Annotated in this window: 15 protein-coding genes and 1 pseudogene; 4 read left to right on the top strand and 12 right to left on the bottom strand. The window is 58.2% G+C overall.

Annotated elements, in window-relative coordinates; all coding sequences use genetic code 11:
* Positions 1-108 precede the first annotated feature (108 nt).
* The 9 genes from ACLBWT_RS19950 to ACLBWT_RS19910 all read right to left on the bottom strand — a co-directional run bounded on the left by ACLBWT_RS19950 (position 109) and on the right by ACLBWT_RS19910 (position 10547).
* The gene (locus tag ACLBWT_RS19950; RefSeq protein ID WP_447664876.1) at positions 109-2505 is read right to left on the bottom strand and encodes a hypothetical protein; all 2397 of its coding nucleotides are present in this window, start codon (positions 2503-2505) and stop codon (positions 109-111) included.
* A complete protein-coding gene (locus ACLBWT_RS19945) occupies positions 2489-3145 on the bottom strand; it encodes a hypothetical protein (RefSeq protein WP_447664874.1) in 657 nt (218 codons plus the stop codon). The genes ACLBWT_RS19950 and ACLBWT_RS19945 overlap by 17 nt, the downstream gene beginning before the upstream one ends.
* Positions 3138-3341: a Flp1 family type IVb pilin gene (locus tag ACLBWT_RS19940; RefSeq protein WP_447664873.1), complete on the bottom strand. Its 204-nt coding sequence runs from the start codon at positions 3339-3341 to the stop codon at positions 3138-3140. Before ACLBWT_RS19940 ends, ACLBWT_RS19945 begins: the two co-directional genes overlap by 8 nt.
* 55 nt (positions 3342-3396) lie before the next feature.
* Positions 3397-4278 (bottom strand): type II secretion system F family protein, encoded by an 882-nt coding sequence (locus ACLBWT_RS19935; RefSeq protein WP_447664872.1) that lies wholly within the window; start codon positions 4276-4278, stop codon positions 3397-3399.
* A gap of 17 nt (positions 4279-4295) precedes the next feature.
* Positions 4296-5129 carry a type II secretion system F family protein gene (locus tag ACLBWT_RS19930; RefSeq protein WP_447664870.1) on the bottom strand — a complete coding sequence of 278 codons (834 nt, stop codon included), beginning with the start codon at positions 5127-5129 and terminating at the stop codon, positions 4296-4298.
* A gap of 8 nt (positions 5130-5137) precedes the next feature.
* On the bottom strand, positions 5138-6307 hold the full coding sequence (locus ACLBWT_RS19925) for a CpaF family protein (RefSeq protein ID WP_447664948.1): 1170 nt from the start codon (positions 6305-6307) through the stop codon (positions 5138-5140).
* Positions 6308-6420: 113 nt separating this feature from the next.
* Complete coding sequence (locus ACLBWT_RS19920; protein ID WP_447664869.1) at positions 6421-7545, bottom strand: hypothetical protein; 1125 nt, start codon at positions 7543-7545, stop codon at positions 6421-6423.
* 143 nt (positions 7546-7688) lie between these two features.
* A complete protein-coding gene (gene fsa / locus ACLBWT_RS19915; RefSeq protein WP_447664867.1) occupies positions 7689-8351 on the bottom strand; it encodes a fructose-6-phosphate aldolase in 663 nt (220 codons plus the stop codon).
* A gap of 399 nt (positions 8352-8750) precedes the next feature.
* Complete coding sequence (locus ACLBWT_RS19910) at positions 8751-10547, bottom strand: M3 family oligoendopeptidase (protein WP_447664866.1); 1797 nt, start codon at positions 10545-10547, stop codon at positions 8751-8753.
* A gap of 164 nt (positions 10548-10711) precedes the next feature.
* On the opposite strand from ACLBWT_RS19910, the gene ACLBWT_RS19905 reads away from it, so the two are divergent.
* Together ACLBWT_RS19905 and ACLBWT_RS19900 are read left to right on the top strand one after the other, a co-directional pair.
* Positions 10712-10915 (top strand): YycC family protein, encoded by a 204-nt coding sequence (locus ACLBWT_RS19905; RefSeq protein ID WP_021880809.1) that lies wholly within the window; start codon positions 10712-10714, stop codon positions 10913-10915.
* A complete protein-coding gene (locus ACLBWT_RS19900; RefSeq protein WP_447664865.1) occupies positions 10902-11138 on the top strand; it encodes a hypothetical protein in 237 nt (78 codons plus the stop codon). Before ACLBWT_RS19905 ends, ACLBWT_RS19900 begins: the two co-directional genes overlap by 14 nt.
* A 179-nt stretch (positions 11139-11317) precedes the next feature.
* Here ACLBWT_RS19900 and ACLBWT_RS19895 read toward each other — a convergent pair whose 3' ends face one another.
* Together ACLBWT_RS19895 and ACLBWT_RS19890 are read right to left on the bottom strand one after the other, a co-directional pair.
* A complete protein-coding gene (locus ACLBWT_RS19895; RefSeq protein ID WP_447664863.1) occupies positions 11318-12040 on the bottom strand; it encodes a DUF2225 domain-containing protein in 723 nt (240 codons plus the stop codon).
* 15 nt (positions 12041-12055) lie between these two features.
* Positions 12056-12454 carry a globin domain-containing protein gene (locus tag ACLBWT_RS19890; protein ID WP_447664860.1) on the bottom strand — a complete coding sequence of 133 codons (399 nt, stop codon included), beginning with the start codon at positions 12452-12454 and terminating at the stop codon, positions 12056-12058.
* 437 nt (positions 12455-12891) lie between these two features.
* Here ACLBWT_RS19890 and ylbJ point away from each other — a divergent pair, with 437 nt between their 5' ends.
* Both ylbJ and ACLBWT_RS19880 read left to right on the top strand, forming a co-directional pair.
* Complete coding sequence (ylbJ, locus tag ACLBWT_RS19885; protein WP_447664859.1) at positions 12892-13959, top strand: sporulation integral membrane protein YlbJ; 1068 nt, start codon at positions 12892-12894, stop codon at positions 13957-13959.
* An 82-nt stretch (positions 13960-14041) separates the two neighbouring features.
* Positions 14042-14839 (top strand): NAD kinase, encoded by a 798-nt coding sequence (locus tag ACLBWT_RS19880; protein ID WP_447664947.1) that lies wholly within the window; start codon positions 14042-14044, stop codon positions 14837-14839.
* 84 nt (positions 14840-14923) lie between these two features.
* Here the strand turns inward: ACLBWT_RS19880 and ACLBWT_RS19875 are convergent.
* Positions 14924-15346, bottom strand: a pseudogene (locus ACLBWT_RS19875) (hypothetical protein); the annotation flags it as partial.

Here is a 15346-nt window from a genome sequence, read left to right as displayed (position 1 = left end):
CACGCGCGGCTCCATCCGGTCGAGGAGACTTGCTCACCCTTTCCAAGGAAAAGCGAGGAGAAGCGAGCTGCACTCGAGGAGCCGAAAAACGAAATCTCCTGCCGGCCCTCAGTAGGACCAGCCTGCTCGCGTAGACCATTCATACCGTCCTCCCGCTCCATGATCAGGGCCGCTTCTGCCAAGAAGCCTCGCCGCTCCCGTCAGGAACCACAGCCGCAAGGAAGCATGCACCTCCACCGTCGCACCTGTCGGCACGGAAGCCAGATTCGTCCCCGTGTCGAGCTCGATGATTGCTATCATCCGGCTGAGACGGGAATCTTCGGAACCATGCAGCAAGTAAAACAGCCTCAAATAATCCAAATAGGTCAGCTCTGCCGGAACATATTTGGATATAGGAGCCTGGCCGGTTGCAATAATCGCTCTCAAATCCCCGATCGCTTCTCTCAATCCATAGACTGCAGCCATCGCCAGCACCAGCAGCGGATGTCCGGCTCCGCGGCTCTCGATCAGTCCCTCCATGGTCCGGACCGCCAGACGGAAAGCAAACAGCTCGCCGTATGCCGCGCCTAGATTTGCCGATGGATGGACGAAGCCATACAGGATGTACTCCATTTCCTGGTTTTCCAACGATGTCATAGCCGGATCTTGCCGGGCTCCTTCCCCATCTGGCCGATGTGGTTCTCCGGAGGTTCCGCCCAAGCCGGGAATCAGGCTGCAGAGCATGCGCGGGTCCGCAAAGCTGAACCGCTGGGCCGCATACTGCGCCGTGAACAGCCGCTCCCCGCCTTGGGACAGCAGAGCTCCCATGCCGGAGAATGCTCCTCCTGCCAGCTTCTGCGAACCTTTCACGGCTTCATCGGCTCCGCCGCTGCCGGAGACTCCTTCAAACGATGATCTGTCCCCGCTCGCCTTGCCATTGCCGACTTCATCGGAGCCCCCTCCCTCTTCCTGCAGCCGATTGAAGTCCATGCTGGCCTTGAACAAGCTCTCTGCTTGGCGGAAAGCTGCCATGTCCTCCTCGGTTCCCTTCAACCCTTCAATCGCATTCAGCAGCTGCTTCGCTTCCCTCCAGAGAGAAGCGGCTTTCTTCTTTTCAGCTTTCCGTTCCTCTTTTCTGCTGTCCGCATTGCCGATGCTGCTAGCCTGCTCGGCCAGCAAAGCTCCTGGCGCGATCCATTTCTCATCATAAGAGCTCCATTGGCGGGACAGCTCTTGTTCATGGATGGACAATCGGCTTGCCCATGACACAGAACGCTCTTCCAGTGCCCGATGAAGTCCGATTGCCGCAGCTTGAGCAGATGAAGAAAGGCTGCGGAAATCATCGCGCTGCTCCAGGACGTTTTTTTCCGCATGGGAAAACCAGTCCTCTCCAAGCTGCATGTCCGATGCTTCATCAAGCACGGACACCGTTCCGGGATTGGAGTCGGCGGCAGCAGAGCTGCCGGCGGGCAGCAGATAGGATGAATCTCCAGCCACATTGCGCCCATCCAGCACGGCTTTCATCTCAAGCTCCGCCCTTCTGGCTGCTTCAAGCTGTTCCAAAGCCTCATCCAGAACGGAATCATGGCTTCCTGTTGCATCGGCAGCTTGTTGAAGCTTGGCGGACACTGCCATGGCTCTGTTTTCGTAGCTCGCGATTTCGGACGCATGGGACGATGGCGGCGGCAAAGGGATCGGCGTTGCACTAGGAATCGGCGTTGCGCCCGGACTCGGCGACGGAAGGGCAGCCACCGCCTCCTGCCATGCTCTGGCTGCCGCTTCATCCAGAGAAATCCATTCCAAATAAAGAGGATATTCGGCACGAATGGATCGGAGCTCGGATCCTTCCGCTCCATTCGTGCCTCCGGTCCCGATCAGAGTGCCATGGCCGCTTTGGCTTGCGTGATCCGCTGCCGTTATCTGCAGCTTCAGCATGTTCTCAAGCGCTTGCTGCCTCTGGTCGAATGCTTGCTCGAGACTCCCCAGCTTATCCACGGCAGCAGCCGTTTGCCCCATCGCTTCGGAGAGCGGACGGAATTTATCAATCAGCTCCAGCGTCAGATCGATAGGGGCTTTGTATTTCATCTCCTGCATGATCTGACGACCGAAGATGCGGCGGTCTCCCAGAAAAGCCGCAGGCTGCACCGAGCTTCCGAAAACCTCCATATCAAGCCATTGCAAGCGGATGGAATCGCCGGGAACATTCCGCCCCGATCCGGTTTCGAGACCAAGTTGAACCGCTTCGGCCAGCAGCGCTCCGCCGTCAGTGCCTCCTCGACCGAACAATCCGTATTGCTCGTAGAGCGTTTCATCGTAAGCGGACAATACGGAGCGGACCCCGGTCTGCGCCAAGCCTTCAAGCTTGTGGCGGAAGGAAGTAATTCTCGAATAATCAATCAATACCGCCATCAGCAAAAGCAGACCTGCCGAAGCTGCGCATGCCCAGATCGTAACAGCGCCTTGAGTGCCGTCTTCCGGCAGACTTTTTTTCCGGCATGCTTCCTCGTTCTTATTGAGCTCCTCCATAATTCCGCAGCACCTTTCCAGCCTTGTCCGGGGATATATCCTCCGACGTTCGGAATTTCGCCGTGTAGTATCGGACAAGATCGATCGAACGGATAAATTCGACCGGATCGGCAGGCTGAGCCTTGGCGGTCGCGCCGATCTTCCTGCCGCCCGATAAAGCGATCGGAACGGAAGGATAAAGTCTTGTCTCGATCATGCCGAGCACGCCGCGCCTGTAACGCATCTCTCCAGTCCATGATTCGTTCAGCCTCTCTCCTGCCTTGGCGAGCTTGGCGGCAGGCAGGTCATCCGGTACGGAGCCTCGGCTGTCCAACGAGTAGGCCGATATCGACTCCGCCGGCTGGCCCATATTCATCATGCCGCGTAAAAGCCCATCCTCCGTCAGCCTCCAATACAGCCCGTCGTCTTCGCCTGCAGGCGGCAAGCCCGAAGCCGCATCGCGCTTGCTGTTGTCCCAGCGGAAAGCTGCCGCTTCGGATGCCATGACCGCCCCGGAGTAGAAGACGCCTTGCTGAAAAATGTACAAAGCAACGATGAAGTATAGGAACAAAACGCCGAAGAGCAGCGGGAAGACAGTGCTCGCCTCCAGCGTAAAGCTTCCTCCGGTGGAGATGCCGAACTTTCGAATAGGGTTATTCAAAGATCGTGTTGGCCTGATCATCTGCTTTTCCCATCAGATCTTTTATGAGGTTGATGATCCAGTCCTTGAATAAAAGCGCGATAATAATGACGACAGCGATGATCAGAATGACCTCCAAAGTACCGAGACCCTCTTCCGACTTCCCGAATTTTCTTGCCGCCTTTTTGCAGCTGTACCATAATGCTGCTGTGCTCATCCAAACCGCCTCCAATTAATGTAATGATGACCATCAAAGATTCTTTGCCTAAATGTTAGTTCATCAGCAGCATCGCGGGAGCTCCGACAAGAACCATGAGCAGAAAGAAGATCCCTGTCAGCGGAAAAACCAGCTTGGAAGAAGCTTCCTCTCCGCGAGTGCGGGCCAGGCTCTTGCGTTTCTCCCACAATGGATGGGAGATCTCGCGCAAGGATAGAGCGAGCTGTTCGCCGCCGCGACGATAGTTGAGCAGAAGCACCGTCGTGAACACCGACACTTCCTGAACGGCGCAGCGGCGGCTGAACGCTTCCATGGCGGCAGCGAAGGACAACCCGTTGCCCATGGCATGAACGGCGCGTCCAAGCTCTGCATGCAGCAGCCTCTCCAGGCCTCCTCCTGACTCGAAGGCTGCGCATCTTGCCAATGCTTTCTGCATCGTTTCTCCGGCTCCGACGAGCAGCATGAGCTTGACCAGCAGGTCAGGCAAGGCAAGCAGCAATGCTTGTTTTCGCTTGTTGATGGATTCCCGGATTTCCCTGACCTTCGAGGCCGGGATCAGCACTCCGCATGCGAACCCCAGCCAGGCGACAGCCTGCTCTCCGGCGGCAGCAGCGAGCAGCAAGCCGGCCAGAGCGGCCCCGCATCCATGTACGCATGCCAGAGCCAGATATTGCCGGGTATGGTCCGGAGTCCATGCTTCTCCTTTCAGGATGATCATGGACGCATGCAAGCCGGCTACATGCTCCTCGATGCGCGGCATCAGTCTGGCCTCTTCCACGGCCTGGATCAAGGCCGGAGCTCCGAAGCAAGCGGCGAGTGCCTGCTTGTCCCATCGGAGCAGGACAGCAAGCAACGGCATGCCGCTGGCAGCCGCATGCCGCCATGCGGCGGTCAGCCATGCGGAGGCCATCAATCCAGCTATCCATAATGTCCACATGAAATCTCTTCCCCCCTTTACAGTCGGATAGCCATGATCCTCATCATCAGCCACCCGCATGCCGCCAGCATCAGCAAAGCGGCTGTAATGACGACATACCCTGCAGGTGCCGCGTAAAGGGGAGCCATATAGTCCGGCGCCGAACCGTGCAGAAAAGCCATGAAAGCGAAGGGAACGCCTGTCATGATCTTGGCTTCGAAGCGCTTGCGGGAAATCATGACATCAATCTCCTGATTGATTTCGATCTTCTCCCCGATCGTTTGGGAGGTGCGCCGGATGATCTCGATCAGGTTGCCGCCTGTCCTCTTGCATGTAATGAAAACGTCGGCGAACTGCTGTATTTCCTCCACTCCCGACCGCGAGGCAAACTCGGCAAGCCCCGCCTCCAGCGGGTCGCCATTGACGCAGCGATGCCGGATCGCTTCCAGCTCGAGCATGAGATCGGAGCGCGACTCCGGGTACATGAGACGCAGATCGTCAAGCGAGGCGAAAAAAGCGTTCTCTACCGACCTTCCCGCCGCTAGAGAGGATGACAGCGAAAAAAGCATCTCCTTGAACTGCAGCCTAAGCTTGGCTTGGCGTCTGCGCCGCAAATAGTCCCTGTATTTCCGCGGGACCAGAAGCCCAGCGATCGAAAAGGCGGCTGCTGCCGGCATGGACAGATAGAACAAATAAATGGCGGCGAATGCAGCCGCGGCGCCCGCTACCGCGGAAGCGGCGAATTGCTTGCGGGTCAAGGAAAAGACCGAATAATCCGGCAGCCGGATGCGGTAGGCAGATCCGGATCTTGCCGGCTCCCAGCCGAGCCTCGCTGCCAGCAGCCCCGCCTTGACGGGATCAATTATTTTCAAGCGGCTGCTCAACTCCTGACTCCCCTCGCTTCTGTTGGATCGAGACCGTAACGAACCCATTTGTCCATGCGGGCCAGCGGTGTGGGGAGCCGTCGGAGCCCTCCCCCTGCTCCATCCTCATACCGGAACAAGGTTTCCAGCTGTATGTCTCCGTCCTTCATCCCGGTCACCTGTACGACTTCCTGCACTTTGCGGGAATGATCGCGCATCCGGGACAAATGAACGATGATATCCAGCGCGGAAGCGAGCTGCTGCCGGATAGCCGCGAGCGGCAGCTCTGCCGCACCGCTCAATACCATCGTCTCGAGCCGGCTGAGCATATCCTTGGCGCTGTTGCTATGGCCGGTACCCATGCTTCCCGAGTGCCCGGTATTCATGGCAGCGAGCATGTCGAGCGCTTCGGCTCCTCTCACTTCCCCGACGATGATACGATCCGGACGCATTCGCAGGGAAGCTCGGATCAGCTGTCTCATCGGAATCTCCCCCTTCCCCTCGGTATTGGCATTCCGCGTCTCCAGCGACACCAGGTTCGGCGCCTTCAATTGAAGCTCCGCCGAATCCTCGATCGTGATGAGCCGCTCATCGGGCGGGATGAACCTGGACAAGGCGTTCAGAAATGTCGTTTTGCCCGTACCGGTACCGCCGCTGATGAACAGGTTGAAGCCCGCTCGGACCAGCTGCGCCAGAAATGCTGCCGTTTCCTCGTCCAGACAACCGGCCGCGATCAAATCGTCCATGAGCAAAGGCTTCTTGGGAAACTTCCGTATCGTCAGAACCGGCCCCTGCAAGGCTATCGGCGGCAGCACGATATGAACTCTCGATCCATCGGGCAGGCGCGCATCTACGATCGGGGAGGATTCGTTGACGACACGGTTCACAGCGGCCACGATGGATTGGATGAGATCCTCCAGCCGCTCGCGGCTCTCGAAGGAGAGAGGCAGGCATTCCAGCTTGCCGGACCGCTCCGCAAAAATAGACTCATGCCCGTTGATCATGATCTCCGTAACCGAGTCGTCATCCAGCAGCGGCTGAAGCACATCCAATCCCCGGAAGGAATAATAGAGCCGCTTGACCAGCACCAGCCTGTCGGAAGAAGTCAGTCTGGCGCTTCCCGGCCATTCGGCCACAGTCGCCTCTACGGCTGCCGTCAATCCCGAGTCGCTGATCTCTCCGCTCATATCGACCAGGGAGCGGACCTTGGAGCGCAGCGAGGCGATTTCCTGCTGCAAGTCTTCTTCCCGGACAATACCAGTGCTGTCTGTCCAGTATCGTGCGCCAGCCTCGGAGCGGTTCATCCAACAAGCTCCGGAAGCATCCGCTGCAGAAGCTGTCGCACCGTCTTGGCATACGCGGGACTTACAGACCCGCCCTCGCGGTAGTGAGCCATGACGGGAATAGAAGCTGCATATTCAAGCTGCGGTTTCCTGGCGGCGGGCTCTCGGACGCTCGTCAGCTCCGCCTCTCCCGGCGGCTCTTGCCTTGCCATGGATTGCACGAACAATAATTTCCGCTCTTCCATCCTGAGCCGTTCCGGGTACGTCCTCGCTGCATAGTCCAGCGCCGCGCGAGTTTTCGCCATCGAGGATTCCGATGAGCGGACAAGCCATGCGATGCGGCCGCTGCGCTGCCAGATCGAAGCAGCTGCCTCGTCCAGGCGGCTGTCCATATCCGCCACGATGAAATCATAGAACCCGCCGCCGGCAAGGAAATCGAGCAGCAGGACAGCGTCCTCGCCGGTCATGGCCAGCCGTTCCTCCGGTCCCGGAGACGGCGGGAAATAGTCGCATTTCATCGCGCTGCTGAACGTTCGGATTTGCGCAAGCTGCCGGGCCGCATCCTGCTTGCCCGCCTTGAGGCAGTAAAGCAGCCTGCCGACTCCTCCTTCCATTTCGGGGGCGCTGGAGCCCGCGCCCAGAAAAACCTCCGAAGCGTCCCATACCTCGAAGTTGAGGTACAGCACTCGCTTGCCCTGTTCCGCCGCTTGCCTGGCCAGCTCTACGGACAGCACGGTCTTGCCCTGCCCTCCTGCCGGGTCGTAGACGGCTGCTACAAACGCTCTTCCGTCTGCCGATGCGCTGAGCGCGTCTGTCCCCGCATGCATCGCTTCCATAGACGCGATCAGCTCCGGAAGCGGCCTGAACTGAAGCAGCTCCGGATGTCCGCCTCCCTCGCCCTGCCTTCTGACAAGAACGGCCAGCTTGGATGCCGGGCATGCTTTCTCGGCTTCGCTGACGAATCCGGGCTCGACAAGAACCAAATCAACCGGATACCCTCCCTTCAAATAACCGCGAAGACTATCCGGCGTCGTGCAAGCCGTCACGCGCCATCTGCCGCCGCCGGGCATATCCCGCATAAATTCGCTTAGGCGCCTGGCGTATTCGCCGTCGGCAGCCAGAATAAGATCAAGCTTTCCCATGGAGTCCTCCTTCATGGAGACGCAAAAAAGCACCGCAAACGCAACAGGGGATACCCTGATCGTTCGCGGTGCTTCCGCATGACCAAAATTTAGTTGAATTCACTATATCACGGCGATGAAAATCCCGTCAATCTTCTTTCTCGTCAGCCTTTGGCGGTGAGGCTGGCCTGCATCTTGTTCCAGTCAGCCGTAAATCTCTCGATGCCGATATCCGTCAATGGATGCTTCCACAGCGATGGCAGCAGGGAACCCGGAATCGTAGCAATATGCGCTCCAGCGACCGCAGCCTGCTTCACATGCTCCAGATTGCGCACGCTGGCCACGATGATCTCGGTCTGGAAGTTGTAATTGTTGATGATCGTCGTCAAATCCCTTACAAGATCCATGCCGGTCATGCCGATATCATCCAGCCTGCCGACGAACGGACTGATGAACGTCGCTCCCGCCTTGGCAGCCATGAGCCCTTGAGCGGCAGAGAATACGAGCGTCACGTTGGTTTTGATTCCCTTTTGGGAAAGTGCATGGGTCGTGAACAGGCCGTCTTCCGTCAGAGGGACCTTGATGACGACGTTCGGCGCCCATTCGGCGATTTCCAGCGCTTCCTTAAGCATTTCATCGCTCGTGGAGCCCGTGACCTCGGCGCTGACCGGACCGGATACGATGCTGCAGATTTCCTGCACGACTTCCTTGAATATGCGGCCTTCCTTGGCAACCAGAGTCGGATTCGTGGTCACTCCGTCTACAAGACCCAGCTTGGCGATCCGTTTGATTTCCTCGACATTGGCGGTATCCAAAAAGAATTTCATGCTTCTCCTGCCTCCTGTTCAGATGTCCATCCGTTTTTTTACCCGTTCGGCCTAAAAGACAAACCAGGAATCCAACGGCTTTGCCGCCGGCAAGCGCAGCCGGAATGTTCAAAGCCCTGACCTTTAACATGCTCGCCGACACCGGCAGCTTATTCCAAGATCTGAGCCGTCGGGTTCAACATTTTTCAGGGATTCTTCCAACATCCGCTTGAAGCCCGGAAAGCTTTCGCCCGGGTCAAGCATACTCCCGGCGCCTGCGGCGATTCAAGGGGCTTTATGGAATCTTCATGGAGAGCGGATTGCTTGCTCATCAGCAGATACAACGCAAAAAGCAGCTGCGGCGTTGAAACGAAAACCCCTTTCCTCCATCCCGACGGGAATGGAGGAAAGGGGTTCGAATTATTCTTCCGTCAGTTCCATGAACTGGCGGATGTCTTCACGGGTCAGCGCGACCGCGCTTTGCCAGAATCCGGCCTGCTGCAGGTTCACTCCCAGATGCTTGAGCGCCAGCTCCTCTACGGTCATGCTGCCCGTATCGCGGAGAAGGTCGACGTAGCGGGAAGCGAAGGACGGGCCTTCCTCCCTGGCTTTGGCGTACAGGCCCGCGCTGAACAGATAGCCGAAGGTGTACGGGAAATTGTAGAAAGGAACATCCGTGATGTAGAAATGAAGCTTCGCTGCCCAAAAATGAGGATGCGCCTCGTCAAGCACGCCGCTGAACGCTTCTCGCTGGGCTTCGACCATCAGCTCGTTCAGGCGCTCGACGGATACTTCGCCGTTGCGGCGCTCTTCATAGAAGCGGACCTCGAACAGCAGCCGGGCATGGATGTTCATGTAGAACGACACGCCGTTCTGGATTTTCAGCTCCAGCAGCGACAGCTTTTCTTCCTTGGTCTTCGCTTGCTCGAGCTGGGATTCCGCCACGATCATCTCGGCGAAGGTCGAAGCCGTCTCGGCCACGTTCATCGCATAGTTCTGAGAAAACGCCGGCAGCCCCTCCATCACGTATTGATGGTAGGCGTGTCCGAGCTCATGGGCAAGCGTAGACACATTGTCCTCCGTCCCGGAGTAGGTCATGAAAATACGGGTCTGTCCCGTCGCGGGGAACGAGGTGCAGAAGCCGCCAGGACGCTTGCCGGGGCGGTCTTCCGCCTCGATCCAGCCTTCGCGGAACGCCTTGTCGGCGAACTCGGCCAGAGCCGGGTCGAACTTGGCGAACTGCTCGCGGATCAGGTCGCAGCCTTCCTCGTACGGAATATGCTTGGAAGCCCCGCCGATCGGCGCCGTGATGTCATGCCAGGCCAGCTTCTCAAGTCCGAGCAGCTTGGCCTTGCGCTCGAAGTAGCGCACCAGATCCTGCTTGCCTTCATTGATCGCTCCCCACATGGCATCCAGCGTCGACTGCGTCATCCGGTTGACCTTGAGCGGCTCCTTGAGGACGTCGCTCCAGCCGCGGCGGTCATACAGCTTCAGCCTGAATCCGGAAATATGGTTCAGCGCATCGGCGCAAAGCTGTGCATGCTCCGCCCATTCGCGCTCCCACTCGGCGAAGGACTCGGCCCGCACAGCGCGGTCCGCCTCGAACAGGCGGTTGAACATCTGGCCTGCGGACAGCTCCTTCTCTTGACCATCCTTTTCCTTGGCGCGGAACTTCGCACGGGAGACGATGCGGCTGTACAGATTGCCCCAGCCATGATAGCCGTCAACGGCAAGGTCGGCCGCCAGCGCTTCCAGCTCCGGACTCAGCTTTTCCTTGGCGTTCTGGCGCCGCTCGTTGAGATAGAAGCGGACCGGGGAATTATGCACCCAGCCGTCCCAGATGGAGTCGGGCGTGCGACTGATGAGATCATCGAAGCGGGTAAGAGCGATGGAGTATTCCGCTTCCAGGGATTGAATACGGCCGTTAAGCGCTGTCGCCGCTGTATTGCTCACGTTTTCCGCCATCAGGCACCCGACGAAGGAAGCGGCTTCATGCAAGCGGACTTGGATGGATTGAAGGGTCTCCGTCCATTCTTCCAGCTGTTCCGGCCTGGCTCCCGGAACTCCTTCCGAACCGGAAGACGCCAGCATCGTCTGGCTGATGCGCGCAATGTCGGCCTTCACGCCCTTGAGAACTTCCTCCAGCTCCGGGGAAGCAGCTCCCCCTTTGAAAAAGACATCCAAATCCCATGTCAGCGGGTATGTATTGGTTTCCATGGACGGTCTCCTTTCGGCAGGCAGCTGCCCGCCATGGGCTATCCGGCAGAAACGATCGGTTTGCGCCGCCGGCGTTCCCGTTGTATAACTGAATTATATCGCCAATCCGCTCCGACGCGCTACCCTGTTCTGCGGAGACGGAACCGGCCTGAGGAGGCACCGCCATGTCCAGACCCCTGCAGCTGTCAGCCGAAACCGCGGTTCGGCTGGCCAAAGAGCTTAATATCCCGCTTGAGCATCTCATGCATATGCCCCGCCATATTCTGCTTCAGAAGATGGCCGAGCTTGCCAAAAACACGCCGGATACCGCGAACGAGGCGGAGTCTGCACCCGATCCGCAGCAAGGCGATACCCATGATCCCGTTTGAAAAGGCTTTGCCTTACGACGTAATTATGAAGGACGTCTATGTTTCCTGTCCCTTCTGCGGGACAGATCATGTCCTGCTTCCCTTGAAGCCTGCCGATCTGAAAAGCGTGTCTTCCGGAGCCAAAAGGCTGCTCGTTTTTCCATGCTGCCATAGCCGGGTCACGCTGGTCGATGCCGACAAGGATTACTTGCTCACCGACACCGATCTTCGCCGCCTTCAATAATCATGATCTGGATGTCCCTATCAGCCTTGCTGCTGGAGGGACATCTTTTTGCTATTCAAGCCCTGCTCCTATCGTCAAGCAAAAGAGTCGGAAGGCATTTTCCGCTTGCAATGAAAAAAGGGCGCATCCGTCATGATGACGGGCGAACGCCCTGATGCTATGGAACCATGATTCAAAGCTCAGCTGATAGCCTGCGCCTCATACCCTCCGCTGACTTCCGGAATGCCCCCCATCATCCATTCAGGCGCATCCTCGTTTCCTTCGCGCACCAGCTGCCACTGGCTGCGGCATGCCTTGATCATGGCGGCGTCCACAATCCGCTTGTCGTTCACCACTCTCGAGAACCACCACACCGCTTCCTTCCGTTCGCCGAGACGCCTGTGCAGCTCTCCGATCAGGTACATGAGCTTGGCGTCATTGTCTACTTTCTCGGTTTCGTACACCCGCCGGTAACAATCCATCGCATGCCGGAGAAACCGCAGCTCCTCGCCGCTGTCGCCATCATCCCGGTACAGCCAGGCGATATGATGAAGGAGCCCGGCGATCAGACGGTCCTTGTCCTGCACAGCTACGGCACTGAGCAGGGCCAGCTTGTAGCAGTCCAGAGCCTGGGCATGCGTGCGCGTTCCGCTGTAGCTGCGGGGCTGCCACATCCGTCCATAGAGGAAATAATAATTCTCCTTCTGTTCATCGTTAAGGATGCTCAAGCTGTTCTCCGTCGTCGAAAAGCCGCATTGCGGGCAAACCCGGACGACATAATAATCGGCGTGAATTCCCTTGAAATGAGAACAGAAATCGGTGTCGACAGCTACGGCCCGCTTGAAGCTCGGGCGGACTCGGGGTGTCTCGAATCCGTTGCCGCAGCAAGGGCACAGTGCGGCGGTCTGATATAGCGGCTCCATGTGGGGATCATCTCCTTAGCTTTCGTCGCCTCCGTCCGAAGCGGTATTGACGAAATGATGGGCAGGTCCTGACAACCGTTCAAGCACATGGGACTTCAAATCCTCAGGCATTCCGATCTCCTCCAGAGCCCCGCTCATGCAGGCAAGCCAAGCAGCGGCATGTTCCTTCGTAATCGCGAAAGGAAGATGGCGGGCGCGCATCATCGGATGGCCGTGCTGGTCGGAGAACAAGGAAGGTCCGCCGAAAAACTGGGTTAGAAATTGGATTTGCTTTTCCATAACCGGCTCGATGTCCCGCTGAAACAGCGGAGACAGCAGCTCGTCCTTTTGAACCCTGGGATAAAAGGCCTCCACCATTCTTACTACGGTCTCATGACCGCCCATCATTTCGTATAGGCTGTTATATCTATTCATCGGCAATGATTGCCTCCCTTATTAGTTCTTTAGTCTTGATTTCTTCCTTCACTACGAAAGCCTTTACATACAAAAAAACGCCCGCTTCCGCGGGCATTTGGAATGTGGTTATAAGTAGGATTCTTCAGCTATCGTATTCTTCTTCACCGGGAGCCATAAGGGACTCGCGAATCACATACACAAAAGCACAGACCAGAATGCCGGCGACAATACTCATGTCCATCACTCCAAGCATCGTAAAGGTAATGCTATTGTACCATATCGCCCCGTAAATGCCACCCCTTTTTGCAAGCGTTTTCTATTGATTTTTTTCATCATTTTGATTTTTCTGACTTCTACCCGGTCCCTTCGAGCTGCCCGCGATTCGGCTTCTGTTTGTCCATCGCTGCTCATATCTTAAGGTTAACCTGGCTTTACAAGGAGGAGCGGATCGTTACATGGCAAGAATGCTGCTTCATCCCAGTACCGTGACCGCCTTCTGCGCGGCGCTGCTCGCAGCGCTGATGGCCGTTTTTCCCGGACCGGTCCTCCATTCTTCTTTGAGAGGACTAGCCATCTGGTGGGAAGTTCTTTTTCCTGCGCTCTTTCCTTTTTTCGTCATCTCGGAGCTGATGCTCGGCATAGGAATCGTCCATTTCATGGGCAAGCTGATGGATCCGTTCATGCGCCCGCTTTTTCGGATTCCCGGCAGCGGCGGCTTCGTGCTCGCGATGGGCTATTTGTCGGGGTATCCGGTCGGAGCCAGGCTCACCTCCCAGCTGCGGGACCAACAGCTCCTTACTCGAGTGGAAGGAGAACGGCTCGTCGCCATCACGACGACCTCGGATCCCATTTTCCTGCTCGGAGCCGTGTCGGTCGGCTTCTTCCACCAGTCGGCCCTTGCCCCCATTCTTGCAGCCGCCCATTATGGCGGCAGCCTCATCGTCGGCGTGCTCATGCGTTTCCACGGTACCAGGGAACCGGAGATAGCCCCCCGCGCTGGACATACCGGTAAGGGAAAGCCGCAGCGCGGCCTAAGCGCGGCCTTGAAGGCGATGCACGAAGCAAGGCTGCTCGACGGACGCTCTTTCAGCGTTCTGCTCAAGGATTCCATCGCTTCCGGCCTCAGGCTCATGATCGTCGTCGGAGGCCTCGTCGTCGTGTTCTCCGTGTTGATGGAGCTGCTGCGCCAAGCCTCGGTGCTTGGGGAACTGGAGCATTCCGTCGCGGCATTGTTTGTTTTATTCGGCTTGTCCGGCGATATGGCCGCTCCTTTCGTAAGCGGGCTGTTCGAGGTCACTCTCGGCGCCAAGTCTTCTGCCGAAGCCGGAGTGCCGCTCATTCATCAGGCAGCGGCCGCCGCATGGGTGCTGAGCTGGGCCGGATTGTCCGTCCATGCCCAAATCGCCAGCCTGCTCAGCCATACCGGCTTGCGCTACCGTCCCTTCCTGCTCGCAAGGCTCTCACACAGCCTTATCGCGGCGGCGCTGGTCTATCTGCTATGGGGCTGGCTCGGACCGGGCTGAAGTGCGTTCGACATTGTTTTCACGCCGGTTTTCCGCTATCATCAGGTTATCCTGTTTGTTTCGGAAGGAGCGCCATTTCTTGATCAATTATGTGGTACTCAGCAGAGGCGACCGGTATTCCAATGAATTGACGGAGCGTTTCCATCTGCTGGCTGCGTCACGAGGCTTCGTTCGCAACGACAAGAAGCCGGATACCGTCGTTTCCATTGGCGGGGATGGCACCCTGCTCCATGCTTTCCATACTTATTTGGACCGGATCGACGACATTGCCTTCGTCGGCGTCCATACCGGCCATCTCGGCTTCTATGCCGACTGGAAGGCCGATGAGATCGAGCAGCTGGTCGAGATGATGGCCGAGCAGAAGCCGCGCATCGTCCGTTATCCCATTGCCCAGATCGAACTGGATACCCCGGAGGGAGCAACCGGATATTTGGCCTTGAACGAATTCACGCTCAAGGGCGTCGACGGCACTCTCGTCGTGCAGGTCAACATCAACGACGAGCCCTTCGAGACCTTCCGCGGCGACGGCATGGTCATCTCGACGCCGTCGGGCAGCACCGCTTACAACAAGAGCCTCAACGGAGCTGTCATCCACCCTTCCATTCCTTCCCTGCAGCTCGCGGAGATCGCATCGATCAACAACCGCGTCTACCGGACGCTCGGCACCTCGGTCATCCTGCCCGAGCATCACCACTGCGACATCGTCTCCAAAAAGGACCAAAGGCTGCTGCTTACGATCGATCATCTGAGCATCGAGAGGGCCGATATCCGCTCCATCCGCTGCAGCGTCGCTCCTGCCAAGATCAGCTTCGCCCGCTACCGTCCATTCCCTTTCTGGAACCGCGTGCGCGATGCGTTCATCGACTTCAGCGACAACTGAAACCGGACGAGCATGCAACGATAAAAAAGGATGTTCCCGAAGCACGGCATAGCCGGCTTGCAGGGAACATCCTTTTTTTGACGCTTAGCTGGTCGGAGGCGGAATCGGAGGCTGAGACGGACGCTTCTTGCTTGCGCCGGACTTCTGCTCTGCGCCCGCTCCTTGACCTGCACTCGCCGAGTCGCCGTCGCGGCGGGGATAACCGCCGCTCCTGCCGGAGCGCCGCTTGCCCCCCGACTGATGCTCGCGCCGTTCGCTGCGAGCTTCAGGAGCGGCGGCAGCTTCGCGCGGGCGTTCCGCCGCAGCTTGGCCGCGCCGCTCCCGCCGGCTCTCTCCGCCGCTCTGCTCGCGGCGTTCGCCTCCGCCTTCAGCGGCGGGCTCGCGGCGCGGCGGACGCCGATCGCCGCTCGAAGCCTGCTCGCGGCGCTCGCTTGGCGCAGCCGGCGCGGCGGCATCGCGGCGCGGTCCGCGGCGCTCGCCGCCGGAGCCTTGGCGCTTGCCGCCGCC

This window comes from Paenibacillus sp. D51F (assembly GCF_053345695.1).
This window is presented reverse-complemented; position numbering and strand designations above follow the sequence as displayed.